This window comes from Pseudomonas sp. Irchel s3h9, assembly GCF_900187475.1.
GTDB classification, from domain to species: Bacteria; Pseudomonadota; Gammaproteobacteria; order Pseudomonadales; family Pseudomonadaceae; genus Aquipseudomonas; species Aquipseudomonas neuropathica.
Map to the genome: position 1 here is coordinate 618,211 of NZ_FYDH01000001.1, position 26,882 is coordinate 645,092.

The following is a 26,882-nucleotide window of genomic DNA, read 5'->3' on the forward strand; positions in this document are numbered from 1 at the left end:
TGGCCGGTAACTTTGCCGATCAGTTGGGCCGCCCGGAACGCAATACCGCGCTGGCGATTCAGCAGATCATCATGCTGGCCGAGCTGGCGGTAAACCGGGCACTGGATCGGGTGGATCCGCAGACCTGATCCGGCAGGCACACTGCGTCATCGTTCATCGCCAGCAGGCTGGCTCCCACATTTGGAAATGCAATCCACCTGTGGAAGCGAGCCTGCTCGCGAAAGCGCTCGCAAGGTCACCGCCTCACTAATTCTTGCTCTCGATCTTCCCACCCGCATCCGGATCATAAAAATCCGGAATCTCGTATTTGTACTTCTTCAACCAGCGCTGCATCGCCAGATCACGTTCGGTCGCGGTCGCCGTTTGGGGTTTTGGCGAGGCGGCTTTGTTACGGCTTTGCAGGACCAGCCAGCCTTCGGTTTCCTGTTGTTGCGCCGAGGCGGGGCCGGCGTCGATGGCGGTGGCGCTGAGGGGCAGGCTGAGCAGGGTCAGGTAGCACAGGCCTTTGAAGGGATGCATGGCTGTCTCCTTATTTGAGCGATGGCGGCAACGGGTCAGCGACGGCGGCCACTTGATTGCTGGTGGCGGGTTTGGCCTTGACCGGGGCTTTGAGTTTTTCTGCGCGTTGCTGGGCTTCGGTGAATTGTTGCGGGGTCAGTTTCGCGCGGCTGACGATTTCGGCGGCTTGCGGCCAGTCGTTCTGGTACAGCAGCAGGGTGACCATGTTCAGTGTCGCCAATTGATTGTTCTGCTTGAGTTCGATGGCGGTGAGGAACTCGAAGCGCGCATCGTTGAGGCGCAGTTGATTGAGATAGACCACGCCCAGGTCGTTGCGGATTTTTTCGTCGGTGGGGGCCAGGCGGGCGGCGCGTTGCAGGTGGGCCTGGGCCTGGCCGTTGTCGCCGCGAGCAGCGTAGAGCTGACCGAGGCCGTGTTCGGCTTCGGCGGTCAGGCAGCCGCCGAGCAGGCCGCGGTACAGCGGCTCGGCTTCGCTACGGCCGAGCAGACGATAGACCTTGGCTTTGCGCAGGCGCACTTCGCTGATGTTGTCCGGCAGGCTTTGCAGGTTGGCCAGGCTGGCGTGCAACTTGCCGTCGTTGGCCAGGTTGTCGGCGAGGTTCAGGGCCAGTTCCTGCTCCTGAGTCATTTTGCTGCAACTGCTCGGTGACAGCAGTGCTGTCCAGGGTGCCTGGCCGTCGGTGGCGCAACCGCCGAGCAGCAACAGACTTGCCATGACTATCAGTACTTTCATCAAACGCTCTCCATGAGCAAGGTCAGTTTGCGAACGCCCGGGCAATCGCAGTGAAGCCGGGGCCGGCGAGGACGATCAGCAGTGCCGGAAACAGAAACAGCATCATCACTACAGACATCTTCGCCGACATTTTCGAGATGTATTCCTGCAGGCGGGTCAGGCGTCGGTCATCGAGCAGTTGCTTGAGCGCCAGCAGCGATTTCATCGCGCCGCCGCCCTGTTGAATCAGTTGCTGCAGGATCACGCAGGTGTCGCTGAATTCGTCCACGGCGAGCATCACCGCGGCTTTGTTCAACTCCTGGCCAAGTTCCAGGCCGCTGTCGACACGGGCCAGAATCAGGCGCAGTTCGCTGGTCAGTTCCGGCAGCAGTTTTTGCGCTTCAATGCTGAGTACCCGCAGGGCTTGTTCGACGGCCATGCCGGATTCGAAAAGGATGCGCAGCAGCGGAATGAACGTCGACACCTCCACGGCGATGGTTTGCTGCCGGCGTGCCGCCGCGTAGGCCAGCAAGCGTTTAGGCAGCAGATAACCGCCGCCGGTAGCGAGCATCGGCACGATCCAGCGGTTGTCAGCCTGGGGGAAAAACACCTCTTGCAGAAAAATTGCCAAACCCAACGTTAGCAGCGGCGTGCCGATCTGGCAGGCCGCAAAAAGCGCGCGTTCATTGGCCCGGCGCCAGCCGATGTGGTTGAGCAGGGTTTGGGTTTCGCTGTCGATGCTCACCGAACGCTGGCCGAATTTGCTGCTGCCCAGTGCGCGCAACCAGTTGCCGAAGCGATTCTCGCGCACCAGTTGTCCTTGCAGGCGCTGATTGATCTGACGCACCCGGCGCCGCTCCATCAGCAGGTGATTGATCACCAGCATCAAGGCGCCGAGCAGCAACATCAGTGCCGCGAGCCAGACCATGTCAGACGCTCCTCAACATGCGCCACAGCGCCAGGCTGCCGAACACTTGCAACACGGCAGCGCTGATCAGCATTTGCTGCCCGCTCGCGTCGTTCCACATCCCGAGCATGTAGCCGGGATTGGTCAGCATGAAGTAACTCACCAGCAGCAACGGCAACGAGCCGAGCACCCACGCGGTCATGCGCGTTTCGCCGGTGAGGGCGCGCAGTTGCCGCGCACCCTGGTCGCGTTCGCGGATCAGTTTGATCAGGTTCTCCAGCAGTTCACTGGCATTGCCGCCGTAGCGATGATTGACCTTCAGGCCGAGGGCGAACATGCGCAGTTCATCCTGTTCATACAGTTCGGCAAAGTCGCTGACGGCATCCGGCAAATTCACGCCCAATTGCACGTTGCGCTGGACCCGACCCATGGCTGTTTTCAACGGATCTTCGCTGGCCTCAATGCCGCCCATGACCGCGTCACTCAGGGTGCGCCCGGACTTCAGGCTACGCACGGTGTGATCAAGCAACTGCGGCAGTTGCTCGATCATGCGTTTGATCCGGCGCTGGTAGAGCACGGCGATGTACAGCCGCAGCGCGAGCGGCGGTACGAAGATCATTAGCAGCAGGCCGACCCAGTCGGCGAGAAAATAACCCAGGGCCATCGCCAGCGCCCACAGACTCAGCCACAGGCCGAAACGCTCGGTCGGGCGGCCCAGTCCGGCACGCAGAAACATCCGTTCCAGTCCGACCCACACAGGTTTTTCGGCAGCCAGTTGCGGTTGCCCGGCGGCCAGTCGATTGAGGACTTTTTCCGTTGCAGTCTTGCGCAGACCTTGCAGGAACAGGCGGATCGACAGCCCCAGCAGCGTCAGGCAGATAACGATGAGAATGATCGGTCCCAGCATGCTCGATGCTCCTTGCCGTCAGCCCAGATGTGTCTCGTGGCGCAGCTTGTCGCCGGCCGGATTGACGGCTTCGCGCAAAAAACCGAAACCGCTGCGGCGGTCGAGGCGGAACAGCGTGTTGGTGACGTAGACGTCTTCGCGAATGCCGACCACTTCCACGACCTCGCTGACGCAACGGCGCCCGTCAGGCATGCGCGTCAACTGGATGATCACGTCGAGGGCCGCGCAGATCATCTGGCGCAGGGTGCGTTCGGCGATGGAACGGCCCGTCAGACCGACCAGCGTTTCCAGGCGCAGCAGCGCATCCTGGGCGTTGTTGGCGTGCACGGTGCTCATCGAGCCGTCGTGACCGGTGTTCATCGCCGTGAGTACATCGACCACTTCGACGCCACGAATCTCGCCGAGGATGATCCGGTCGGGGCGCATCCGCAGGGCATTGCGGATCAGGTCGCTGGCCTTCACTTCACCGTGGCCTTCGGCATTCGGCGGACGGGTTTCCAGGCGCACCACGTGGGGGTGGCCGAGCTGCAATTCGGCGACGTCTTCGATGGTCACCAGACGTTCGTGCGGGTTGATCAACTGGCTGAGAATGTTCAGCAGCGTGGTCTTGCCGGTGCCGGTGCCGCCGCTGATCAGGATGTTGCAGCGCTTGCCGACGGCATCCTGGAAAAACTCGAAGATCGACAGGTCGACGGTTTGCATGGCGATCAGGTCGCTGCTTTTAAGCATGTCCTTGCGGAATTTGCGAATCGACAGGCAGGGGCCGTCGAGGGCAATCGGCGGAATGATCGCATTGACCCGACTGCCATCGGGCAGGCGTGCGTCGACCATCGGTGAGGACTCGTCGAGGCGTCGTCCGAGTGGTGCAAGGATGCGTTGCATCACGCGTTCGACGTGATGGGCATCGATAAACCGCAGGTCACTCTGGTGCAGCACACCGTCGCGTTCGATGAATACCCGGTGCGGGCCGTTGACCAGAATCTCCGTCACCGAGTGATCGCGCAGCAACACCTCCAGCGGACCGAAACCGGTGAGTTCGTCGACGATCTCTTCGGCTAGCCGCTCCATCTCGTAGCGGGAAATCGCCAGGTGCAAACGGGCGATGTACTCGGCGACTTTGTCGGTGACGAACTGTGCGAGTTGTTGGCGTGAACCTTCCAGCAAGTTTTTGCCCGACTCTTCGAGGGCGTCGATGATGTAGCGATGCAGGACCAGTTTCAGGCCTTCGTGATCGCTGTTGCCGCCGCTGCTGCGGGGCGCAGCGCCGAAGAGTTTTTCTGCGCTCATGAGGTGCCTCGCAAGCGGTCGAACCAGGTGACTTTGGGCTTGGCCAGACCCTCGGAACGTTTGGCCAGACGTTCACCGAGCGCACGCAGGCTCTGGGTGAGTTTTTCGCGCGGGGCCAGTTCGAACAGGCTGACGCCCTGGTTTTTTGCGTTCAGGCGCACTTCTGGAGTGAGGGCCAGCGTGGCGATCACTTCCAGATTGAAGGTCTTGCCGAGGGTTTCCGAATTGGGCGCAACGTTGCTCAAGTAACGGTCGATCAGCAGCCGCCCGTGGTCGAGCTTCATGCCTTTTTCTCGCCACAGATTGAGCACGGCGAGGTTGCGCCGGCAGTTGAGCACGTTCTGGTCGGTGTACCATAGCAACTTGTCGCAATGGCTGACAAAGGTGCGCAACGCCTCGCTGTCGGTCTGCCCGGTGAGGTTCACGACGATGTGCTGGAAGTGCTGGCGCAGGGCGCTGAGCAACATGTACAGCTCGGCGGCGCTGGTGTTTTCCAACGGCTCATCGTTGCTGGCGTAGGCGAGAATGCGCAGGCCGGCTTCGGCGCTGGTGAAGGCGCTGTCGATCAGTGTGGCGTCGAGCCGGCGCAAGTGACGCAGGGCATCGCCAAAGTGAAACGAACTTTCCAGCCCGAGCAGGGCGAGGCTGTCACCGCGCGGCAGACCGAGATCGAGCAGCAAGGTTTGCTGACCGCTCTTTTGCACCACCAGGGCCATATGGTTGGCCAACAGTGCTCCATCGGAACTGCTCTGCACGCCATACATGACCGTAAGGCCGCCGAGTTGCGTATTCGGCGCTACGGGCGGCAGGCGTTTGCTCAAGCGCCGCACCAGCCCGGCGACTTCACTGGAGCGCGAACCGTAGGCGACAAAATCCCGGGCCCCGGCACGCATGGCATTGAGCACCAGCTGATTGTCCATGCCGTCGCCGAGGGCCACGATCGCCAGCATCGGTTTGGCCTCCAGCGCGCCTTCGATCAACGCGCTCTGGGCGACCACGTGCTCGCGATCCAGGCCGACGAACACCAGGCTGGCAAAGGTGACATCCACCAGCGCCAGCAGTTCGTCGAGGCTGCCGCCGCCGGCGCTGACTACCTGACCGAGCGGCGCGAGTGCGCTCTGCAGCCACTCCAGATCGGTGCTGTTGCGGGTGATGGCGAGAAAGGTCTGGCTCAGGTTCTGGCTCATTGCGATAACCCGCTGCGCTTGTCGAAATTGCCGTTCTCAAGAAAAAACATGCGGTAGAAATTCGGGTCGTAATTGCGCAGTTTTTCCCCGGGTAACGACGGCAACTGGGCATCGGCGGCCAATGGCTGCACCAGATGCGGCGTCACGATCATCAACAGTTCGCGCTCTTCGCGCTTGATCTGCGAGCCTTTGAAAAAAGCGCCGAGCACCGGGATGTCACCGAGGCCGGGAAACTTGTTCACTTGCGAGCTGTTGGTGGTGCTGATCAAGCCACTGATGACGAAACTCTCGCCGTCGCCAAGCGACACGCTGGTGTCGGTGCGGCGGATAGTCAGCGCCGGCACAGTGGTGCCGGCGATCTGTACGGCGTTACTGAAGTCCAGTTCGCTGACTTCCGGGGCGACCTTCAACGCGATGCGGTCGCGACCGATGATGGTGGGCGTGAGGGTCAGGCGGATGCCGAATTCCTTGTACTCGATCGACACGCTGTCGCTGCCGGAGCTGGGCACCGGAATCGGAATTTCACCGCCGGCCAGAAAGCTTGCGCTCTGCCCGTTCAACGCCACCAGACTTGGCCGCGCGAGGGTATAGGCGAAGCCGCTGGTTTCCAACGCATTGATGATCGCCATGGTCTTGCCGCCGACCCACGAGAAGTTGAACAGTGAGTTGTCCACTGGCAGGCGGGGCTGCGGCACCCCGTCAATCGGCGGCAAGGTGCCGGGCGAACCGAACAGAAAGTTGCCGCGCGTGCCGATCAGCGAGGCGGTTGCTTCCTTGAGTTTGGTGCGGCTGACTTCGACGAAACGAATGTCGGTCTGCACTTGCGACGGCAGGCTCGGGTCATCCGAGGGTAGGGAGCCGGTCATGGCGGCAGTGGCGGCGCCCTGAACAAAGACCATGCTTTGGCGCGGTTCGCTTGAACACGACGTCCAGACCATCAGGCTGGTGGCACCGGGCGCAACGCCGGTGAGCAGAAAGGACGAACTGCCATTGGCATGTACGTCGGCGATTTTCGGGTCGCCGATGGCCAGACGCGTGATCGCCACGGGGGACTGCACGTCCTGCTGAAACCCTTCGCCGATTTCGATCACTGGCGGCATGCGCCCCAGTGCCGAACAATTGCCGACTGCCGCGAACGCAGCGTCCATCGACAGTCCCATCAATAACAAGGCGCGCAGCATAGGTTTGAATGTCGGCCTGAAACGACTCTGCATGCCCTTGGATCCTTGCGCAGTCATGGGTTTTGTTGGGTGATCTGGTTGCCGCGAATAATTTCCACGGCAGGCCGTGCGGCACCACCGGCACCACCGCTGGACGGTGCTTTCGGTGCGGTGCCCATGGCCAGTTGGGTGAACTGGAAGAGTTGTCGGTTGGCGGTGTCGAGATGGGCCGTGGACTGTTTTTCGCCGGCCCAGTATTTGGCCAGGCGTTGTTCTTCACTGCTGCGTACGGCCAGGCGCAAGGTGCCGGCCTGGGTGGCGAGCATCAGGCGACTGAGCAGTTGTTCCGGCACCGCCAGCACCACGGTGCGCGCGGCAACGCGGCGTTGATCCTGTTTGAGTTTTTCGTCTGCACTCAGGGCCGGCGAGGCCGGTTGACCGTCGTTGGTCAGGCCGTACTGGTCACCCACGCCAAGCACGCGCATGGCCGGCAAAACGATCTGCGCCGACTGTTCGAGGTTGCTGGAATCCTGGCGCAAGTAGAGCAAGACATCGACGTAATCGCCGGGAATCAGTTGCCCGGCGGCACCGATCACTTCGTCAACAGCCACGGTGAGCGCGCGTTCGTCACTGTGAATCATGCGTGCCAGTGAACCGCCGGCGGTGAAGCTTTCATCGTTCAGCCAGGTGCCGGCGCTGAGGTGCCGCCAGGGTGTGCGACCGACGGCCTGATCGATACTGCTCAAGCTGCCTGCCGGTGCACTGCGCAGTTTTTCCACCGCTACATCGGCGGCGGTCAGCGCAGTGAAGGGTGGCACGTCGTGCAGCAGCACCACCACGGGTTGGCGGGTCTGGTCTTCGGCGATCGCGACAGTTTTTTCAACAGTGACAGTTGGGGCGACGGGGGCGACGGCGACGGGCGCTGGTTGACGACTGAGTACCAGTCCCCAGTAACCGACAAAAATGGCTCCCAATAACAGGATGGCTGCAAGGCCCATGGTGACGCGACTGTTCATGACGGCTCTCCCTTTCCTGCTGCACTACCCACTGCTATTGCTAACGAGAGAAGTTCCCAATCCGGCAGCTATGAACATGCAACTATTTCGCTATTTCCACGCTAGCTGATCCAAGCCAAAACGCCATTACTGACAGGAAAATAACTCACGAAAGTATGAGTCTTGGCCAATTAACAGCAGCCGATGGCAAAAACACGATTGGATTAATACTTTCCGGTTAATCCGTTCTTACAGTTGTTGGGTGGGGGTTTCTTGACAATGCTCAAATGGCACGGTGGGTCTTTGCCGTTGTAGTGACATCAGCGCCAGAGGCGCAAAGGAGCAGTCCTATGTTTCGCATGACTTTCGACTATCTAATGTCCAGAGCCCGGGTGTTCATCAAGAATGAAGAAGGGGCTTCGGCGATCGAGTACGCCATTGTGGTGGCGATGGTCGCTGTCGTGGTTGTGGCATTCGTAACCCCTCTTGGCGATAGGGTGCTGGCGATCTTCAATAATATTTTGACGTCTCTTGATGGTACGGCTGTGACACGGCCGACGCCTTGAGTCATGGGAACGCTGCACCTGGCTGATATCGCACTACAATGGATTTTCCATTCAGCTTTCAGGTATTGCCTATGAACGCGTCTTCGCCGCACCGCCAACAGTTGCTTTTGGTTGACGATGAAGAGGACGCGTTGCTGGAACTGGCGGAGTTGCTGGAGGGTGAGGGGTTTGTCTGTCATGCGGCGACGTCGGTGAAGCTGGCGTTGCATCATCTGACTCGCCATCCCGATATCGCGCTGGTGATTACTGATTTGCGTATGCCGGAGGAGTCCGGGATGTCTTTGATCAAGCGGTTGCGTGAGCATACTTCTCGGCAGCATTTGCCGGTGATTGTGATGTCGGGGCATGCGGATATGGAAGACGTCAGTGATTTGTTGCGGTTGCAGGTGGTGGATCTGTTTCGCAAGCCGATTTATTACGTCAGGTTGTTGGAGACTTTGGATAATTTGTTTCCCAAGCCTAAGGTTCAGGTTGGCTGAGGTTGAGCTCGGCGGCCTCTGGGCCGACCGTGCTTTGGGTGTTTTGGGTGAATATCCGTTTTTTTGGGTGTTGCAGCTGGCGGTTTCGCCCTTACGGCGAGGCACTTTTTCCAGACGCCGAAAAAGTACCCAAAAAGGCTTGCCGCAACGTTCGGCCCACTCGCTGAGGCTCGGGGTTCCTTCGCTCCGGGATCGATCCGGGGGCAGCGCCTACGGTTTGCTTCGCTGCACCTCCTCTCGCTGTGTTTGGCTTCGCCAAACGGTCGCTGCGCTCCCACCCCCGGATCAATCCCTCCACTCAGCCTGCCGACGCGGCCGGTGAATCAAGATCAAGAGCTGCAGCCGAGCTAACGCTCATCCTGTTGAGTGGTGAGGAGCGGTAGCGATGCGCGGTGCGCGGTGCGCGGTGTGCGCGGTGTGCGCTGTTTTGCTTTGGCTTTTCTGTGGGGGCGAGTTTGCTGCGGACGGCGTTCCTGCGAAAGCGGCCTGACAGCCGGCCAATTTCTAACTGAATGCACTCAATCCAACTGTAGGAATGAGCCTGCTCGCGATGGCGGCCTGACAGCGATCAATCTCTCTCTGTATGCACCCAATTCAACTGTAGGAGTGAGCCTGCTCGCGATGGCGGCCTGCAATCCGACCCAGTTCTGCCGTTTGTACACTCCACCCGCCGCTGCAGAAGCCTCTTGGGTGTTTCGGCTTACAACTGATAACTGAAACTGATGCTGTACCGCGTCCGGCGATTGAACGTGTCCAGCGCTTCATCCGACATCGCCTTCGCCGCTTCCAGCGCAATGTTGTAGTACTTGGCATCGCCAAACCGTAGCCCGATCGCCGCCGATGACAGGTTGTTGGCCTTTACCGGCAATTCGTTGAACCAGCTGCGTGAGCGATCAAGGACGAAGTACGGTTGCAGGATGCGCACCCAGTTGCCGTCGCGGTTGAAGCTGTAGTTGACCTCGTACGCCACGCCCCAGCCCTTGTCGCCGGAGGCTTGATCGTCGGGATAACCACGACCGAAGTTCTGCCCGCCGAACACCGCGCGCTCGCTGTCGGGCAGGGTGTCGTCGCTCCAGTACAGTGCGGCAGACAGCACGCCTTGCCAGTTGTCGAGGAACTTGTCGCTCTGCACGCCAGACAGGCGCAGGCGAAAGAAGTCGAGGTCGATGGCGTTGTTGTTGGTTTTCGCGCCCATGCTGTCGACGCCTTGGTACACACCGCCACTGAGGATTCGCAGTTGGCGGGCATCGGCCTTGCGCCAGTCGCTCTCGAAGGCGAGGGCGCGGATGTCGGTGCGTTCTTCGACACTCAGCGGGAAGCCGATCACCTTGTAGCGGGTCTTGTCGTTGACCGCGTAAAGCCTTGAACCGGCCGTTAGCAGTTCGTTGGAGGCGGCAATCAGTGGCAAGGTGAAACCGATCGAGTAGCGGTCGTTTTCGCGGTGCGGTTTGAGTTGCAGGCCATTGTCGAGCAGGACATTGGTGCCGGGGTCAGCACGGTAGCGTGAAGCCGACAGCGCCAGTTGTGCGCCCTCGTCATTGATGAACTGGTTGTAGTCGAGCCGGTAGTAATGTTCGTGATCGTCACCCGGTGGGAACAGGCCGCTGAGGGTCAGTTGCTCGCCCATCGCGGTCTGCGAATTGCTGCTGACACCGAGCAGGGCCTGGGTGCCGTTGCGGTTGTCTTCGGTGGTGCTCAGCGTACTGGTGAAGGGTTTGCGACTGGCCTGGGCCACCAGTGTTGTGGCGCCGTCGGTGGTGCCGGGCGGTGGCACCTGGGCCTGGATCGTCACCCCGGGAATGCGCGTCATCAGCGTGGTGTAGCGCTCGAACGTCTTGCGGGTCAGCGGCCGCTCGGTCTGAATCTTCGCCGCCAGTTTGTCGAGCAGGGCTTTGACCCGGCCGACATCGCCCTGGATCTGGATATCGCGGACGTAGCCTTCCACCAGCACCACGCGCGCTACGCCGTCATTGAAATTTTGCTGCGGCAAGAACGCGTAGGACAGCAGGTAACCGTCCTGCTGATAGCGTCGGGTGATGTTGCGCGTGGCTTCGATCAGCTCGGCGAGCGTGGCTTGCCGGCCGATCAGGGGCTTATAGATTTCGGCGAGTTCGTTGAGCGGGTAGAGGGTGCCGCCTTCGATCTGCACGGTTTGCAGTTTGATCTTGGTGTCCATCAACAGCGGTTGCGCAGCGGCGGCACCGGCGTCCGGCACCTGCACGGGCGTGGCGCTTGGGCGATAGGCATCGGCCGGCAGGTTCGGCACCGGCAGATTGCGGATGGTTTCGTTGCTGTTGAGAAAGCTGGGCAGGGTGTCGGCGAGGGCGGCGGAACTGAGACTGAGGAACAGCAGGGATGCCATTACGCGCATAGGACACTCCATGGTCAGATCACGGCACTGGGCTGAATTTTCCTAAGAAAAAAGGCGGAAGACTCGTGGGAATCTTCCGCCCTCAACCAAGCGTAGGCGCTGTAGGTGAGGCCGTCGAATCGGCCAGGTGCAATTTAGCGTGTGTTGCCTCCCAGAGTGCCAGTCAGACCACCGAGTACACCGCCCAGACCGCCACTGGTGGTACCCCCGCTGGTACCGCCGTTGACCAGGCCACCGACGGCGGCGACGGTGCCGCCAACGTTGCTGACCAGACCACCGACTGCGGTGGTGACCGGGTTGTTGGTCGCGGCAATGCTGCCGCCGATACTGCTGACCGCGCCGCCCACCTGGCCGGTGAGACCTGCAACAGGTGAGCCGATACCGGTAGCGGCGCCGACTTGTTGGGTCACGTTGGTAACCGCACTGGTAACCGGGTTCAGGCCTGCCCCCAAGGTTCCGCCAACCGTGGCCAGAGGTGAGGTGGTTGCGGTGATCGGGGTGCCCGAACCGCCGAGTACGGTGTTGAGCGAAGCCACTGTGTTGCCGGCCGCTGCGAGGACGTTGCCAGGCGCTGCGAGAGTGCCGTTGCCTGCCGCCAGACCTGAGCCGACATTGACCACCGCGCCGCCAACGGTTTGCAGCAGGCCAGTACCACCGAGGCCACCGCCCACTCCACCAGTACCCGAACCAGTGCCGTTGGACACCAGACCACCGGCCTTGGCGACTGCGGTGCCGGTATCGCTCAACGCGCCGCCGAGTGTGTTGGTCAAGGCGTTGCCGTTACCCGCATCGGTAACATTGCCGCCCAGTGTGTTCACCGCGCCACCGACTTGCGCAACCACGCCTTTGAGCGGATCGCCCAGACCGGTCGCATCGCCGACTTTGTCAGTGGTGCTTTCAACCATCGCGATCACTGGCACCAGGCTACTGCCGAGTTTGTTTGTCAGTTGACTGGTCGGGCCGCTGGTCAGCGTGGTGTCGAGGGTATTACCGAGCATGGTGACTTTCTCGCCGACCCCATCAACCAACGGCGCGACTCTGGTGACTACACCGCCCACCACTGGCACGCTGGTGGTGGCAGTGGACAGCTTGGCGCTGAGGTCGGAGACGCCGTTGCCAACATCCGTCACTACACCGCCAACCGAAGCAACGGTGGTGGTCAGGCCATTAGGGTCGGTGGCCAGTTTGCCTACGCCATTGGCGACGCCATCACCCAAGGTGCTGACAACATTGCCTGCGGTGTTGGCCGCACTCTGCACCACGCCACCGACCACAGGCACGGTGCTGAGCGAGTCGCCGATCTGGCCAACGCCATCGCCGACGCCAGCGACGGTATTACCGACATCCTGCACCAGCGTGGTGGTCACCAACGGTGTGGTGGTTGGGTTGGTCGGGTTAGTGGGGTCTGTCGGGTTGGTTGGATTAGTCGGATCGGTGCCACCAGTGCCGCCTGTACCACCCGTGCCACCGGTTCCGCCAGTGCCTGCGGTATCACCGCTGCCACCCGTGCCACCAGTACCCGATGTGCCACCAGTACCCGCCGTACCATCCGCCGAAGAACTGCCGGAACTGCTTTTATGACCGCCACCACCGCTGCTGCACCCGGTGACGCCAAGGGAGAGAATCAATGCCAGAGCGATTGCCGATTTGCACCACACGTTTTGAGTTTTCATGATCGAGATTCCTTGCACCTGTCACAACGTTCGTTGTCTTCGATGGCTCGCCGATCTGTTGTCGGTGATGCCTTCGCCCGTTGTGCTCAATCTCAGTCCAGGGGCAGGTTTCAGGCCATTCTCAAGTTGGTATTAACGCCTTTATATATAAGGTGAAGTTCAGCGCCTAAGGACTAATACCCAGGATATAGCCGGACAAAAAAAGGCCTTGATAATCAAGGCCCTGGTTTTTTCAGTGGAAGGGGGAAGGACGGCGAAAACTTAAGTTATATACACACAATTAATGGTGTGCCGCGAGCTCAGGCAATGGGTTGCCACTGCCCGACCATGTGTTCGAGGTCTTGTGCACCGATCAGCCGCAACTCACCACTGGACCCCGCCGCACTCGCCAGCAAGGTCACCTCACTGGGCAGGCGCACCGGTTTACGAAAGTGCACGGCGATCTCAAGGTTGGCCTTGGGCAAATGATCGCCCAGCGCCGCGAGTGTTCGCGCCTTGTTCCACAAACCATGGGCGATCGCTGTTGGAAAGCCAAACAGCCTGGCACTGGCCGCACTCAGGTGAATCGGGTTGTAGTCGCCGGACACTTTGGCGTATTGCCGACCGATATCGACCGGGGCTTTCCAGCGCGCCACCTCCACCAGCGATTGCGACGGCTCCCAGGTCTGCTCGGCCGGCTCGCCCTCAAGTTTCACACCGCGACAGAGCATCTGGCTTTCCGCTTCCCACAACGGCCCGAGCTGATCATCCAGGGTGGTCAGCAGATCGAACGTCGCACCTTTGGGATGCGCTTGCAGATTCGTCACGCGCACGCTGACCTGCGCCCGACCGATCCCGCCCATCGGGCGCAACACGCGAATGCGGTTGCTCAGATGAATCAGCCCCAACAGCGGGAACGGAAATGCTTTGGCGGTGAGCAATTGCATCTGCAATGCAAAGGCGAGGATGTGCGGATACGTCGGCGGCAATAGACCGTCATCGACGAATCCGCAGACCTTGCGATAGCCCGCCAGGCGTTGGCCATCGACATCGACCCAACAGCGCAAGCCGCTGTCGGGTAATTGGGTGCCGGTGATTTTGCGTCGCGTCGCCGCCCGTGCGTAGAGCCCGGGCAGACTCGGTTCGCGATCCAGCGTATGCCATTCCATGCTCATGCCTAAGCCCCCAGAACGCTTTGTCCACAGACGCGCAGTGCCTGCCCGGTGAATGCGCCGGTGCCCGGTTGCGCCAGCCACGCGACGGCTTCGGCGACGTCTTGCGGTAAACCGCCCTGACCGAGCGAACTCATGCGCCGGCCCGCCTCACGCAGGCCAAACGGAATGTGTGCAGTCATTTGCGTTTCGATAAAACCGGGCGCAACGGCGTTGATGCTGATGCCGCGTTCCAGCAGTGTCGGTGCCCAGGCCTGCGCAAGACCAATCAGCCCGGCCTTGCTCGCGGCGTAGTTGGTTTGCCCGCGATTGCCGGCAATGCCGCTGATCGAGGCCAGCAGAATCACCCGCGCGTTGTCGTGCAGCGTGCCGCTGTCGAGCAGTGCCTGGGTCAGCACTTGCGGCGCGTTGAGGTTGACCGCCAGCACTGCATCCCAAAATTCCGGGGTCATATTGGCCAAGGTTTTGTCGCGGGTGATGCCGGCGTTGTGCACCAGAATATCGAGGCCGTCAGGCAGTTGTCCGATCAGTTGCGTGGCGGCGTCGGCGGCGCAGATATCCAGGGTAATCGCGCGGCCGCCGAGGCGGGCGGCGAGGGCTTCCAGATCGGTCTTCGCCGGCGGCACGTCGAGCAGGATCACCTCGGCGCCGTCGCGCGCCAGGGTCTCGGCAATCGATGCGCCGATACCGCGAGCCGCACCAGTGACCAGCGCCTTGCGTCCGGCCAGCGGCCGTGTCCAGTCAGTCACTGGCGTCGCACAAGCCGTCAGGCGGATCACCTGGCCGGACACGAACGCACTTTTCGGCGAGAGGAAAAACCGCAGCGGGCCTTCCAGTTGATCTTCGGCGCCCTCACCGACGTAGATCAGTTGCAGCGTGCCGCCGCTGCGCAGCTCCTTGGCCAGCGAACGGGAAAACCCTTCCAGCGCTCGTTGCGCACTGGCAGCAAACGGATCACTGAGGGTTTCCGGCGCACGACCAAGAATCACCAGATGGGCGCTATGCTCTAGATTCTTCATCAACGGCTGGAAGAATTCGCGCAGTTGCTTGAGCTGGTCGGTGTGCAGCAGTTCGCTGGCGTCGAACACCACGGCTTTGAGTTTCGGGCCGTGGCCGGGAATCCATTCGGTGGCGGTTGCCGGTTGTTCGCCGTAACGGTAGATGCCGTCGGTCAAACGGTTGGCGAAGGCACTGACGCGCTCCGCCAGCGGCCCGCCGCCGATCAGCAGAGCCCCTTCCACCGGCCGCAGGCGCCCGGCCTGCCAGCGTTCCAGCCGCACCGGCGACGGCAGGCCCAGCGCCCCGACCAGGCGATGGCCGATGGACGAGTTGGCGAAGTCGATATAGCGGTCAGACATGGAACGCTCTCCAGAAGTTGGGGTTCAAAGTGTGGACTACCGATGGCAATCAATCGTTCGATCCACGCAATAAGGCCTACGCTAGAACAGCAGAGTAGTTTGCCCCCGGCGTTTGTGTTGCCGAACCCACATTCAGAAACACAGCTGACCCCTGTAGGAGTGAGCCTGCTCGCGATAGCGGTGTATCAGTCAAGAAATGTTTATCTGACCCACCGCTATCGCGAGCAGGCTCACTCCTACAGGGGATTGGCGTGAATTCAAACCTTCGGAAAAGGAGTTATTCATGAGTCAGCTGCGCCGCGTCGCGATCATTGGCGGTAACCGTATCCCTTTCGCCCGTTCCAACGGGCCGTACGCTACGGCCAGCAATCAGGCGATGCTCACCGCCGCCCTTGAGGGCCTGATCGAACGCTACAACCTGCATGGCCAGCGCATCGGTGAAGTGGTGGCGGGCGCGGTGCTGAAATTGTCACGAGATATGAGTCTGACCCGTGAATGCGTGCTCGGCTCACGTCTGTCACCCGCCACGCCCGCCTATGACATTCAGCAAGCCTGCGGCACCGGTCTGGAAGCGGCGATTCTGGTGGCGAACAAGATCGCCCTCGGCCAGATCGAGAGCGGCATCGCCGGCGGCGTCGACACCACCTCGGACGCGCCGATCGGTGTCAGCGAAGGCCTGCGCAGAATCCTCCTGCAAGCCAACCGCGCCAAGACCACCGGCGACAAACTGAAAACCTTTCTGCAACTGCGCCCCAAACATCTGATTCCCGACTTTCCACGCATCGGCGAACCACGCACTGGGCTGTCGATGGGCGAGCACTGTGAATTGATGGCGCAGACCTGGCAGATCCCGCGTGAAGAGCAGGATCAACTGACCCTCGGAAGTCATCACAAACTCGCCGCGTCCTACAGCGAAGGCTGGCACAACGACCTGATGACGCCGTTCCTTGGTCTAACCCGCGACAACAACCTGCGCCCGGACCTGACCCTGGAAAAACTCGCGACGCTGAAACCGGCCTTTGAAAAAAGCGCCAAAGGCACGTTGACGGCAGGCAACTCCACGCCGCTGACCGATGGCGCGTCGGTGGTATTGCTCGGCAGTGAGGAATGGGCGAAGGAACGGGGTTTGCCAATTCTCGCGTATCTGCGCGATGGCGAAGCGGCGGCAGTGGATTTCGTCAACGGCGCCGAAGGGCTGCTGATGGCGCCGGTGTATGCCGTGCCACGGGTGCTGGCACGCAACGGGCTGACCTTGCAGGATTTTGACTACTACGAAATTCATGAAGCGTTCGCGGCGCAAGTGCTGTGCACGCTGAAGGCCTGGGAGGATCCCGAATACTGCAAAACCCGTCTGGGACTCGACGCGCCGTTGGGTTCGATTGATCGTAGCCGGCTGAACGTGAAGGGCAGTTCGCTGGCGGCCGGGCATCCGTTTGCGGCGACCGGAGGGCGCATCGTGGCGAACCTGGCGAAGTTGCTGGACGCAGCGGGGAAGGGCAGGGGGTTGATATCGATTTGCGCGGCGGGTGGGCAAGGCGTCACCGCCATCATCGAACGCTGACGCTGAAAGAGCCCCTCACCCTAACCCTCCCGAAACGTCGGACCGCCCAAAGGGAGAGGGGACTGATTGGGGGATGCTTCGGAGTTACACCGACCTGAGAGAGTCGTGCTGAATCCGGAATCGAACTGATTTGGAGAATTCTGCCAAGCCATATTCGACGCGGTATTTCAGGTCGATGCATAACGCCAGACACCTCGGTCAGCCCCCTCTCCCTCAGGGAGAGGGCTGGGCGGGCGGCGTTCCGATGAGGGTGGCTTTTGAGGTTCAGGTACGAAACCGTCTGACCAACCCATCCAACTCATTCGACAACCCCGCCAGACTCTGCGAATCCAGGCGCGCCGAGTTGGCCAGTTCCGCCACCAACTGCGCATCCCCGTGAATCTGGCTGATGTGCCGGTTGATGTCCTCAGCTACCTGATGTTGTTCTTCGGCGGCGGTGGCGATCTGCGTGTTCATGTCACGGATCACATCCACCGACTCGCGGATCTGCCCGAAACTCTCGCGCGCCTCGCCGATACGCGTCACCGATTGCTGCGAAACCTGCAGGCTGGCGTGCATCTGCTGCGTGACCTGGCTGGTGCGCTTGGCCAGATTGCCGAGCAAAGTGTCGATTTCTGCCGTCGAATCCGCCGTGCGTTTGGCCAGTGCGCGCACCTCATCGGCGACCACGGCAAAACCACGGCCCTGCTCACCGGCTCGCGCTGCTTCGATGGCGGCGTTGAGCGCCAGCAGGTTGGTCTGCTCGGCGATGGAGCGGATGGTGCCGAGGATCGACTGGATATCGTTGCTGTCACGCTCCAGTTGCTGCATAGACTGCGCCGATTGCTCCAGCTCCTGGCTTAGTTGGTCGACGCTGTTTACCGCCGCATCAATCTGCTGCTGACCTTGGCGGGCCTGCCGCTGGCCGCTGTCGGCCGAATCCGCTGCCTGACTGCACGAGCGAGCGACTTCGTTGGCGGTGGCGACCATTTCGTGGAACGCGGTCGAGACCATGTCCACGGCTTCACGCTGACGCCCGGCGGCTTCGGCCATGTCGCTTGAGACGCGGGTCGAACTCTGCGAGGTCGCGAGGATTTTCCCGGCGGCGCCGCCGATATGCTGAATCAGGCTGCGGATCGCGGTGAGGAACTGATTGAACCAGTTGGCCAGTTGCGCGGTTTCGTCGTTGCCTCGGATATCGAGGTTTTTGGTCAGGTCGCCTTCGCCCTGCGCGATGCCTTCCAGGCCACTGGCGACGCTGCGGATCGGCCGCACGATCAGGCTGGCAAAACTGGCGCCGACCACGGCGAACAGCACGGCCAGCACGGCGGCGATGATCGCGATTAGCCAGGTCAGTTGCGTGGCGGAGCTCATCACATCGCTCTGCTTGATCAGGCCGACGAAGGTCCAGCCCAATTGCTCCGATGGCCAGACGTTGGCCATGTAGCGCTCGCCGTTAAGCTCGACTTCGACCAGGCCTTTGCCCGCCTTGGCCAGTTGCGCATAGCCTTCGCCTAGGATGTCCAGCGGCTTGAAATTGTGTTCCGGCTGTTTCGGATCGACCAGCACCGTGCCGCTGTTTTCCAGAAGCATCAGGTAGCCGGTTTCGCCCAGCTTGATCTGTTTGACGATCTCGGTGAGCTGCTTGAGCGTCACGTCGATGCTGACCACGCCGCCGTTGCTGCCGAGTTTGTTGTCGATGGTGCGCACGGTGCTGACGTAGGTCGCATCGTCCTGCGCCCAGTAGTAAGCGGCGGTCCGCAACGGTTTGCCCGGTTTAGCCTGGGCAGCCTTGTACCACGGCCGCTGACGCGGGTCGTAGTTGTTGAGCTTCGGATCGTCCGGCCACGACACATAACCGCCGGCGGCGGTGCCAACGATGGCGTAGGCGTAAGCCGGGTGGGCGTTGCCCAGGTCCTGGAGGAACGCGAAGACCTTTTTGTCCATCTCGCCTTGCGGGATGGATTCGGCGTTGGCGCTCATGTAGGTCTTGAGGCTGTCGTCGGTGTTTTTGATCAGCGGCTGCGACGCCAGGTAATCGACGTTCTGGCTGATGCCATCAAAAAACAGCTGCATGGCATTGCTGACCTGACGAATTTCGCGACCGCTGCTGTCGACAAAACTGTCCCGGGCATCGCTGCGCAGGTTCATCACCACCAGCGTTGCGACTAGCACCACCGGCAAGCAGGCGATGATTGCAAACGCCCACGTCAATTTCTGTTTGATGTTCATCCGCGCTCCAGATTTTCTTGTAGGCCCACGCAGTGCAGATGACTTGTGGTTTATTGGCAGCCGAAAACGTTGTGGATCACCCGTATCCCCGAGCACGGCATCGTTGATTGTTGTGGAACGATTGTCGGACAAATCCCTCTGTCATTGAGGGCTTCGGCTGCAAAACAGGGAAATTGAGGCGACTTTGCAAAAAACTGCCGAGGGGATAACAGCCGGATGTCAGATTCTGTCGCAAATGCCCTTGAAGACATGTACCAACAAGTACAACAGCCTCGGCTATGATTCCCCACGGTCGATGCGCGAGCGCAGAGTTGGCCCTGTTTAATCCGGCACAGTGTGTGCATTCTCAACGTTCACAGGTCGGCAACCCCTCCCCGTGATGCGAGGATTGCCGTATAACGAGTGACATTCGCGTGTTTGGTAATAAAGGACCCACAATAAAAGCTGATGAAGACTCCAAAACGCATTGAACCCCTGATCGAGGACGGTCTGGTCGACGAAGTGCTGCGCCCACTGATGAGTGGTAAAGAAGCAGCTGTTTATGTGGTGCGCTGCGGCAATCAGTTACGTTGCGCAAAGGTCTACAAGGAGGCGAACAAACGCAGTTTCCGCCAGGCGGCCGAGTATCAGGAAGGCCGCAAGGTGCGCAACAGCCGACAGGCTCGCGCAATGGCGAAAGGCTCCAAGTTCGGTCGCAAAGAGACCGAAGATGCCTGGCAGAACGCCGAAGTGGCGGCGCTGTTCCGTCTGGCCGGCGCCGGCGTGCGGGTGCCCAAACCGTACGATTTCCTCGACGGCGTGCTGTTGATGGAACTGGTGGCCGACGAGTTCGGCGACGCAGCGCCGCGTCTCAATGACGTGGTGCTGGAGCCGGATCAGGCGCGCGAGTATCACGCGTTCCTGATTTCGCAGATCGTGCTGATGTTGTGTACCGGTCTGGTGCACGGTGACCTGTCGGAGTTCAACGTGCTGTTGACGCCGACCGGCCCGGTCATCATCGACCTGCCGCAAGCTGTCGACGCTGCCGGCAACAACCATGCGTTCAGCATGCTGGAACGCGACGTTGGCAACATGGCTTCCTACTTCGGACGCTTTGCCCCGGAGTTGAAGCTGACCAAATACGCCAAGGAAATGTGGGCGTTGTACGAAGCTGGCACCTTGCACCCGAACAGTGTGCTGACCGGTGAGTTCGATGATCCGGAAGACCTGGCCGATGTTGGCGGAGTTCTGCGCGAGATCGAAGCGGCGCGCCTCGACGAGGAACGCAAGCAGGCCATCCGTGCATCGGACGACGAGCCGAAAGGCAAGTCTGACGAGCCACCGCCACCACCGTGGATGCAGTGATTGCTTGATGAGAAACCCGGCTTCGGCCGGGTTTTTTGTTTGATTCAGAAGCCTTACAAGCCCAGAAGCCCCTCACCCCAGCCCTCTCCCAGAGGGAGAGGGAGCCGGCCGAGGTGTCTTGCGTCATATATCGACCTGAAAAAACGAGTCGATTATGGATTCAACGAAAAACGTTCAGGTCGGTGTACCTCCCAAATATCCCCCAATCGGTCCCCTCTCCCCCTGGGAGAGGGTTAGGGTGAGGGGCCTCTTTCGGATCCCCGCAAATTCAAGTCTACTGTCCACCGCCCCAACCACACTCAAGGACTGAATGTGACCACCCCCCGCAACACCCACCTGATCGTCACCGCTCGACTGATCTCCGATTTCGGCGCCTTCCTCAACATGGTTGCGCTGGCCACCTACGTCTACCTGCTGAGCAACAGCGCCATGAGCGTCGGGGTTTTCCTCGCCAGCCGTGTCGGCGGGGGGATTTTTGCCAGTCTGATCGGCACCGCGTTTTACCGTCGTTGCAGCGGACGCGCACCGCTGATCGCCTTCGACCTGCTGCGCGCCAGCGTGCTCGGTCTGTTGTTGATCGTGCCCGTCAGCCAACAGGCCTTGCTGTTGCCGGTGATCGCCTTCGGTCTGGGCCTGGGAAACTCGATGTTCGCCATCGGCCTCAACAGCCAGTTGCCGCGTTTGATCCACGCCGATCAGTTGCTCAAGGCCAATGCCTGGATCACCTCGGCTTCATCCGCCGCGATGGTTGGTGGCAGCCTGGTTTCAGGTTTGCTGGTAGCGGGGTTTGGTTTTGAAACGGTGTTCGCCCTGAATGCGCTGACCTATTTGCTGGCCGCGTTCTTGATTGTGCCGCTGCGGTTCGCACCCGCAACCGTCAACGACGCACCGGAACGCGGCGAATGGACAGCGCTCAAGCAAGGCCTGCATTCTGCGCCGGTGATTGCCGCGATGCTCGCGGTCACCATGGCCGACACCTTGGGCAGCGCCGCGCACAACGTCGGCTTTCCGATCATCTCCAAACTGCTCACCCCGGAGTCGGCGAGTACCACGCTGGGCCTGATGCTCGCAGTGTGGGCCAGCGGCAAATTGCTGGGTGCGCGCATCGCCAGCCGTCTCAAAGGCTCGGACAACATCCACCTCGAACGACGGTTTTTCTTCGGTGTGGCGCTGATGTCCTGTGGCTTTATCCTGATGTTCCAGCAACACAACCTCTATGCGCTGTTGCTGTTTTCCTTGCCGGCAGGGCTGGGTGACGGCTTTTCCGAGGTCGGGCTGATGTCGCGTCTGCAGCGTGAACCCGAGCAATTGCGCCTGCCGATTTTCAGCGTGCTGACTTTGCTGCAAATGACCGGGTTCGGTATCGGCATGCTGATCGCCGCGCCGTTCTACGCGTGGTGGACGCCGGGTGCCGTGGTCATGCTGTTCCACGGCATTCCGCTCAGTACGTTGCTGCTGGTGAAAGTTCTGGCGCTCAAGCGCTGGGGGGTTGTGCGCAGCAGCCCGACGCCAGTTCCTTGAGGATCGGGCAATCGGGGCGGTGGTCGCCGTTGCAGTGCTCGACTAGGTCTTGCAGGGTGTCGCGTAATTCGCCGAGCTCGCGAATCTTCTGGTTCAACTCGTCGATGTGCTGGCGGGCCAAGGCTTTGACATCGGCGCTGGCGCGTTGGCGATCCTGCCAGAGGGTCAGCAGTTTGCCGACCTCTTCCAGGGAAAAGCCCAGATCCCGCGAGCGCTTGATGAACGCCAGCGTATGCAGGTCATCGTCACCATAGACCCGGTAACCGCTGTCGGTGCGATGCGCCGCTTTGAGCAGGCCGATCGACTCGTAATAGCGGATCATTTTCGCGCTCAGGCCACTGTGTCTGGCCGCTTGACCGATGTTCATCGGTGTTCCTCCAGGTCCTTGGGTTTCCAGGTTTTCAACAGTAACGCATTGCTCACCACGCTGACGCTCGACAGCGCCATCGCCGCGCCGGCCAGCACCGGGTTAAGGAAGCCGAACGCCGCCAGCGGAATGCCGATCAGGTTGTAGACAAAGGCCCAGAACAGGTTCTGGCGGATCTTTGCATAGGTTTTGCGACTGATCTCCAGCGCCGCCGGCACCAACCGTGGATCGCCGCGCATCAGGGTAATGCCCGCTGCGTGCATGGCCACATCTGTGCCGCCGCCCATGGCGATACCGATGTCGGCAGCGGCGAGGGCCGGGGCGTCGTTGATGCCGTCACCGACCATGGCGACCACGCCGTTTTTTTTAAGCTCGGTGACGGTCGCGGCTTTGTCCGCCGGCAGCACTTCGGCGTGGACATTGCTGATACCGAGGGCCTCGGCGACCACGCGAGCACTGCCACGGTTGTCGCCGGTCAGCAGATGGCTGTGGATATCCTGGGCGGCGAGTTGCTGCACGGCTTCCAGTGCACCGGGTTTCAGGGTGTCACCAAAGGCGAACAAACCGAGCACTTTCGGTTCCGGGCTTTGTTCGATTAACCACGACAGGGTGCGGCCCTCGGCTTCCCAAGTCTGGGCAGATTCGCTCAGGTTGCCCGCGTTCAAAGCACTTTCTTCGAGCATCCGCCGATTGCCCAGCGCCAGACGCCGGCCTTCAAGATTGCCGGCAATGCCGCGACCGGTCAGCGATTGACTGTCGCTGACATCCTGCACGTTCAGGCCTCGTTCCGCTGCGGCATCGAGTACCGCTTTGGCCAACGGATGTTCACTGCCGCGTTGCAGCGCACCGGCCAGTTTCAGCAGCGTGTCTTCATCACCATCCACTGCACTGAAATGGGCAATGCGCGGCGTGCCGGAGGTCAGCGTGCCGGTTTTGTCGAATACCACACTGCTGACTTCATGGGCGCGTTCCAGCGCTTCGGCGTCCTTGATCAGAATGCCGTGACGCGCCGCTACGCCGGTGCCGGCCATGATCGCCGTCGGCGTGGCAAGCCCCAGCGCACACGGGCAGGCGATGACCAGCACCGCGACGGCGTTGATCAACGCGGTCTCCATGGGGGCGCCGTAGAGCCACCAGCCGATCAGTGTCACCAACGCGATCAGCAACACCGTTGGCACGAAGATCTGGCTGACTTTATCCACCAGTTTCTGGATCGGTGCTTTCGCGGCTTGAGCGTCCTCAACCAGACGAATGATCCGCGCCAGCACGGTTTCTGCGCCGAGCGCCAGGGTGCGCACCAGCAAACGGCCTTCACCGTTGATCGCGCCGCCGGTGACTTTGTCTCCGGGTTGTTTCGGTACCGGCAGGCTTTCGCCGCTGATCAGTGCTTCATCGGCGTGGCTCTGGCCTTCGATGACTTCGCCGTCGACCGGGAAACGCTCGCCGGGTTTGACCAGCACCAGATCGTTCAGGCGCAAAGCGCTGATGGCGACATCCTGCTCGCGGCCGTCGATCACTTGAATCGCCCGTTCCGGACGCAACGCTTCCAGCGCGCGGATGGCACTGGCAGTCTGGCGTTTGGCGCGGCTCTCCAGGTATTTGCCGAGCAGCACCAAGGCAATGACCACCGCTGACGCTTCGAAATACAGATGCGGCATGCGCCCGGCGGCGGTGGCCCACTCGTAAAGACTCAAACCGTAGCCGGCGCTGGTGCCGAGGGCGACCAGCAAGTCCATGTTGCCCGCTCCGGCACGCACGGCTTTCCACGCCGCTACATAAAAGCGTGCACCGAATATGAACTGCACGGGCGTGGCGAGGGCGAATTGCGCCCAGGCCGGGAGCATCCAGTGGATGCCGAACGGTTGCAGCAACATCGGCGCCACCAACGGCAAGGCCAGGGCGATGGCGCAGATCAGCGCCCAGCGCTCATGCTTGAGGCGCTGTTGCTGGTTATCGGTTTGCGGGTGTTCGGCTTGCCAGACGCTGGCCGAATAACCGGCCTTGCTCACGGCCTCAAGCAGCGTTTGCGGGTCGACCTGGCCGAGCAAATCCAGATGCGCACGTTCGTTGGCCAGGTTCACGCTGACGCTTTTCACGCGCGGCACTTTGTTCAGCGCACGTTCGACGCGACCGACGCAGGAGGCGCAGGTCATGCCTTCGATATTCAATTCGATAGTCTGCTGCGGCACGCTGTAACCGGCGCGCTCAACTGCTGCCATCAAGGCCGGCAGACTGTCGCCGGGCGCCTGCACACGGGCCTGTTCGGTGGCGAGGTTGACGCTGACGGCACTGGCGCCGCTGACTTTGCTCAAGGCCCGCTCGACACGCCCGGCACAACTGGCGCAGGTCATGCCGGCAATCGGCAGGTCGAAAGTGATGGAATCGGACATTGGTCGTACTCCCTGTAGTAGATGCCTACAAGGATCAACCTTGCCATGCGGGCAAGGTCAAGCGCCATTCTTTGACGCGCCGCAAAACCAACTGTGGGAGCGAGCCTGCTCGCGAAAGCGGTGGGTCAGTCAACATCATCGCTGAATGACACACCGTATTCGCGAGCAGGCTCGCTCCCACAGGTTTGTAGTTGCTTAATAGCCGAGATCGGCGCGCTTCAGGTACATGCCTTCCTGTGTCATCGCGATCCGGTACTTCTGCACATCGCCCGCCTGCAGTTTTATTTCCTGCGAACCCGGTGCGAGCAAGCCCGGATTGCAACCCGGTACCTGCCCCGGCAGTAGTTTCAGACGCAGCGATACAGTGCCCGGTGGCAGGTTGAAAGACGTGCTCTGTTCCTGAAACAGTCGCGCCGACAGCTGATCCTGGATATACACACCGATTTCGCAGGAGGTTGCCACTTCCAGGCGCTCGCGGGAGATGATCAGAACGCCGTAATCCTCACCAGCGGCTTGCACTGTAGGAATTGCGGCAAAGAGACTGAGAAAGCCAAACAGGCTGAAAGCTGACCAGCGCATGGCTGAATCTCCTGAATCGAGTCATTGATGTACGCAGCTTGGCCGAGCGCGGCGCCGATTGCCAGCCCGGCAGTTTATTGAAGAACTTGACCTTGCCATCGTGGCAAGCTCGAAACTGCCGGCAACCTCACTCAAAGGAGTCATTTCCATGCAAGTGTTCAACGTTCAAGGCATGTCCTGCGGTCACTGCGTCAAAGCAATCACCAACGCTGTGCAGGCCAAGGACCCGGCGGCCAGTGTGCGGGTTGATCTGGCGGCTAAAGAGGTCGGCGTCGAAAGCGCCATGAGTGCTGATCAGGTTATCGAAGCGATTCGCGAGGAAGGATATGAGGTGAAGCTCGTCTGAAATTGATCGTTAGCGAGCTATCGGAATGTTCAAGGCGTTCGGGCGCGGCTAGACTGTCGGGCTGCCGACTTGCCAACCTGGATGCCTGATGAACTTCCGTACCATTCTGATTCTCGGTGCCTTGACCGCCTTCGGGCCCTTGGCGATCGACTTCTATTTACCTGCCTTTCCCTCGATGGCGCTGGCGTTCGGCACCGACGAGAAACACGTGCAGATGACGCTGGCGGCGTATTTCGCCGGTCTGTCCATCGGCCAACTGGCTTATGGCCCGGTGGCGGACCGCTTCGGTCGACGCATCCCGTTGCTGGTGGGCCTTACGCTGTTCACCTTGGCATCCCTGGCCTGCGCTTATGCGCCAAACCTGGAATGGCTGATCGGTGCGCGTTTTGTCCAGGCCTTGGGCGGCTGTGCGGGGATGGTGATTTCCCGGGCGGTGGTCAGCGACAAATGCGACGCGGTCGGCTCGGCGAAGGTCTTCTCGCAATTGATGCTGGTGATGGGCCTGGCGCCGATTCTGGCGCCAATGCTCGGCGGTCTGTTGGTCAACACCACGGGTTGGCAGTCGATTTTCCTGGTGTTGACCGGCTTCAGCGCATTGGCCGGGTTGGCGGTGGCGCTGGGGCTGCCGGAAAGTATGCCGGCGCACATGCCGCGCCAGCCGTTGTCCGGCGCGCTGCGTCAATACGGGCGCTTGCTCAAGGACCGGGTTTACCTCGGCCATGCCCTGACCGGCGGCATCGCCATCGCCGGGATGTTCGCTTACATCGCGGGTTCACCGTTCATCTTCATCAAACTGTATGGCGTGCCGGCCGAGCATTTCGGCTGGTTGTTCGGCACCAACGCGGCGGGTTTCATTCTGGTGGCGCAGGTCAACGCGCGGATGTTGGCCAAGCGCGGCCCGGCGTTCCTGCTGTCGCGGGCGGTGTGGGTTTACTTCGCCGCCGGGCTGGCGTTGCTCGCGGTCAGCGCAATGCACACCGAATCCTTGTGGCCGCTGCTGATTCCACTGTTCATCTGCGTGTCGAGCCTGGGTTGCATCAGCCCGAACGCCGCCGCTTGTGCGATGAACGGGCAGGGCGCACGCGCCGGCAGTGCGTCGGCACTGCTCGGCTGCATGCAATTCAGTGTCGCCGCCGGCGCTTCGGCGCTGGTAGGGGTGTTGCACGACGGCACCGCCGTGCCGATGGCAATAGTCATCAGCCTGTGCGGTTTGCTGGTGGTGTGCGTGGCGCTGCTCACCCGCCGTCTGCAGAATGCCCGGGCACTGGCGCAAGCTCAGGCCGAGGCATAA

General features: G+C 61.1%; 24 protein-coding genes and 1 pseudogene. 8 read left to right on the top strand and 17 right to left on the bottom strand.

Annotated elements, in window-relative coordinates; genetic code table 11:
• A partial coding sequence (locus tag CKW26_RS30430; RefSeq protein WP_371917955.1) for a DUF6124 family protein occupies nucleotides 1-128 on the top strand: 128 nt, incomplete at its 5' end.
• 118 nt (nucleotides 129-246) lie between these two features.
• Here the strand turns inward: CKW26_RS30430 and CKW26_RS02615 are convergent.
• The 8 genes from CKW26_RS02615 to cpaB are packed head-to-tail and all read right to left on the bottom strand — an operon-like array spanning nucleotide 247 to nucleotide 7,695.
• Complete coding sequence (locus CKW26_RS02615; RefSeq protein ID WP_095047374.1) at nucleotides 247-519, bottom strand: DUF3613 domain-containing protein; 273 nt, start codon at nucleotides 517-519, stop codon at nucleotides 247-249.
• 10 nt (nucleotides 520-529) lie between these two features.
• A complete protein-coding gene (locus CKW26_RS02620; RefSeq protein ID WP_095047375.1) occupies nucleotides 530-1,252 on the bottom strand; it encodes a tetratricopeptide repeat protein in 723 nt (240 codons plus the stop codon).
• Nucleotides 1,253-1,274: 22 nt separating this feature from the next.
• Nucleotides 1,275-2,159: a type II secretion system F family protein gene (locus tag CKW26_RS02625; protein ID WP_095047376.1), complete on the bottom strand. Its 885-nt coding sequence runs from the start codon at nucleotides 2,157-2,159 to the stop codon at nucleotides 1,275-1,277.
• Nucleotide 2,160: 1 nt separating this feature from the next.
• Entirely contained in the window at nucleotides 2,161-3,045 is an 885-nt protein-coding gene (locus tag CKW26_RS02630) for a type II secretion system F family protein (protein ID WP_095047377.1), read from the bottom strand.
• A gap of 18 nt (nucleotides 3,046-3,063) precedes the next feature.
• On the bottom strand, nucleotides 3,064-4,332 hold the full coding sequence (locus tag CKW26_RS02635) for a CpaF family protein (RefSeq protein ID WP_093430272.1): 1,269 nt from the start codon (nucleotides 4,330-4,332) through the stop codon (nucleotides 3,064-3,066).
• Nucleotides 4,329-5,519 carry a pilus assembly protein gene (locus tag CKW26_RS02640; protein ID WP_095047378.1) on the bottom strand — a complete coding sequence of 397 codons (1,191 nt, stop codon included), beginning with the start codon at nucleotides 5,517-5,519 and terminating at the stop codon, nucleotides 4,329-4,331. The genes CKW26_RS02635 and CKW26_RS02640 overlap by 4 nt, the downstream gene beginning before the upstream one ends.
• Nucleotides 5,516-6,733 carry a type II and III secretion system protein family protein gene (locus CKW26_RS02645; RefSeq protein WP_095047379.1) on the bottom strand — a complete coding sequence of 406 codons (1,218 nt, stop codon included), beginning with the start codon at nucleotides 6,731-6,733 and terminating at the stop codon, nucleotides 5,516-5,518. The genes CKW26_RS02640 and CKW26_RS02645 overlap by 4 nt, the downstream gene beginning before the upstream one ends.
• A 20-nt stretch (nucleotides 6,734-6,753) precedes the next feature.
• Entirely contained in the window at nucleotides 6,754-7,695 is a 942-nt protein-coding gene (cpaB, locus tag CKW26_RS02650) for a Flp pilus assembly protein CpaB (RefSeq protein WP_095047380.1), read from the bottom strand.
• A gap of 338 nt (nucleotides 7,696-8,033) precedes the next feature.
• Between cpaB and CKW26_RS02655 the strand changes: the two genes are divergently transcribed.
• Nucleotides 8,034-8,240, top strand: a complete 207-nt coding sequence (locus CKW26_RS02655) for a Flp family type IVb pilin (protein WP_095047415.1) — start codon at nucleotides 8,034-8,036, stop codon at nucleotides 8,238-8,240.
• Nucleotides 8,241-8,311: 71 nt separating this feature from the next.
• On the top strand, nucleotides 8,312-8,719 hold the full coding sequence (locus tag CKW26_RS02660) for a response regulator (RefSeq protein WP_095047381.1): 408 nt from the start codon (nucleotides 8,312-8,314) through the stop codon (nucleotides 8,717-8,719).
• A gap of 700 nt (nucleotides 8,720-9,419) precedes the next feature.
• Here CKW26_RS02660 and CKW26_RS02665 read toward each other — a convergent pair.
• The 4 genes from CKW26_RS02665 to CKW26_RS02680 form a co-directional block, all read right to left on the bottom strand.
• On the bottom strand, nucleotides 9,420-11,090 hold the full coding sequence (locus tag CKW26_RS02665; protein ID WP_095047382.1) for a ShlB/FhaC/HecB family hemolysin secretion/activation protein: 1,671 nt from the start codon (nucleotides 11,088-11,090) through the stop codon (nucleotides 9,420-9,422).
• A gap of 134 nt (nucleotides 11,091-11,224) precedes the next feature.
• Complete coding sequence (locus CKW26_RS02670) at nucleotides 11,225-12,763, bottom strand: collagen-like triple helix repeat-containing protein (protein WP_095047383.1); 1,539 nt, start codon at nucleotides 12,761-12,763, stop codon at nucleotides 11,225-11,227.
• 299 nt (nucleotides 12,764-13,062) lie between these two features.
• Nucleotides 13,063-13,917, bottom strand: coding sequence for a MaoC family dehydratase (locus CKW26_RS02675; protein ID WP_095047384.1), 855 nt, complete (start codon nucleotides 13,915-13,917; stop codon nucleotides 13,063-13,065).
• A gap of 2 nt (nucleotides 13,918-13,919) precedes the next feature.
• Nucleotides 13,920-15,272: a 3-oxoacyl-ACP reductase gene (locus CKW26_RS02680; protein ID WP_095047385.1), complete on the bottom strand. Its 1,353-nt coding sequence runs from the start codon at nucleotides 15,270-15,272 to the stop codon at nucleotides 13,920-13,922.
• 283 nt (nucleotides 15,273-15,555) lie between these two features.
• Between CKW26_RS02680 and CKW26_RS02685 the strand changes: the two genes are divergently transcribed.
• The gene (locus CKW26_RS02685; protein ID WP_095047386.1) at nucleotides 15,556-16,833 is read left to right on the top strand and encodes an acetyl-CoA C-acetyltransferase; all 1,278 of its coding nucleotides are present in this window, start codon (nucleotides 15,556-15,558) and stop codon (nucleotides 16,831-16,833) included.
• A gap of 264 nt (nucleotides 16,834-17,097) precedes the next feature.
• Here the strand turns inward: CKW26_RS02685 and CKW26_RS30435 are convergent, their stop codons facing one another.
• Together CKW26_RS30435 and CKW26_RS30440 are read right to left on the bottom strand one after the other, a co-directional pair.
• Complete coding sequence (locus CKW26_RS30435; protein ID WP_371917956.1) at nucleotides 17,098-17,865, bottom strand: methyl-accepting chemotaxis protein; 768 nt, start codon at nucleotides 17,863-17,865, stop codon at nucleotides 17,098-17,100.
• Nucleotides 17,866-17,955: 90 nt separating this feature from the next.
• Nucleotides 17,956-19,044, bottom strand: a pseudogene (locus CKW26_RS30440) (cache domain-containing protein); the annotation flags it as partial.
• 447 nt (nucleotides 19,045-19,491) lie between these two features.
• On the opposite strand from CKW26_RS30440, the gene CKW26_RS02695 reads away from it, so the two are divergent.
• Together CKW26_RS02695 and CKW26_RS02700 are read left to right on the top strand one after the other, a co-directional pair.
• Nucleotides 19,492-20,388, top strand: coding sequence for a PA4780 family RIO1-like protein kinase (locus CKW26_RS02695; RefSeq protein ID WP_095047388.1), 897 nt, complete (start codon nucleotides 19,492-19,494; stop codon nucleotides 20,386-20,388).
• A 312-nt stretch (nucleotides 20,389-20,700) separates the two neighbouring features.
• Entirely contained in the window at nucleotides 20,701-21,909 is a 1,209-nt protein-coding gene (locus CKW26_RS02700) for an MFS transporter (protein ID WP_095047389.1), read from the top strand.
• On the opposite strand, the gene cueR is transcribed toward CKW26_RS02700, so the two are convergent.
• From cueR to CKW26_RS02720, 3 genes are all read right to left on the bottom strand, one after another.
• The gene (gene cueR, locus CKW26_RS02705) at nucleotides 21,863-22,276 is read right to left on the bottom strand and encodes a Cu(I)-responsive transcriptional regulator (protein ID WP_095047390.1); all 414 of its coding nucleotides are present in this window, start codon (nucleotides 22,274-22,276) and stop codon (nucleotides 21,863-21,865) included. The two genes, CKW26_RS02700 and cueR, sit on opposite strands and share 47 nt — an antisense overlap.
• Nucleotides 22,273-24,666: a heavy metal translocating P-type ATPase gene (locus CKW26_RS02710; protein WP_095047391.1), complete on the bottom strand. Its 2,394-nt coding sequence runs from the start codon at nucleotides 24,664-24,666 to the stop codon at nucleotides 22,273-22,275. Before CKW26_RS02710 ends, cueR begins: the two co-directional genes overlap by 4 nt.
• Before the next feature lie 195 nt (nucleotides 24,667-24,861).
• Complete coding sequence (locus CKW26_RS02720) at nucleotides 24,862-25,245, bottom strand: hypothetical protein (RefSeq protein ID WP_077570848.1); 384 nt, start codon at nucleotides 25,243-25,245, stop codon at nucleotides 24,862-24,864.
• 148 nt (nucleotides 25,246-25,393) lie between these two features.
• Here CKW26_RS02720 and CKW26_RS02725 point away from each other — a divergent pair, with 148 nt between their 5' ends.
• Both CKW26_RS02725 and CKW26_RS02730 read left to right on the top strand, forming a co-directional pair.
• Complete coding sequence (locus tag CKW26_RS02725; protein ID WP_007914683.1) at nucleotides 25,394-25,591, top strand: cation transporter; 198 nt, start codon at nucleotides 25,394-25,396, stop codon at nucleotides 25,589-25,591.
• Between the two features lie 88 nt (nucleotides 25,592-25,679).
• On the top strand, nucleotides 25,680-26,882 hold the full coding sequence (locus CKW26_RS02730; RefSeq protein WP_007914685.1) for a multidrug effflux MFS transporter: 1,203 nt from the start codon (nucleotides 25,680-25,682) through the stop codon (nucleotides 26,880-26,882).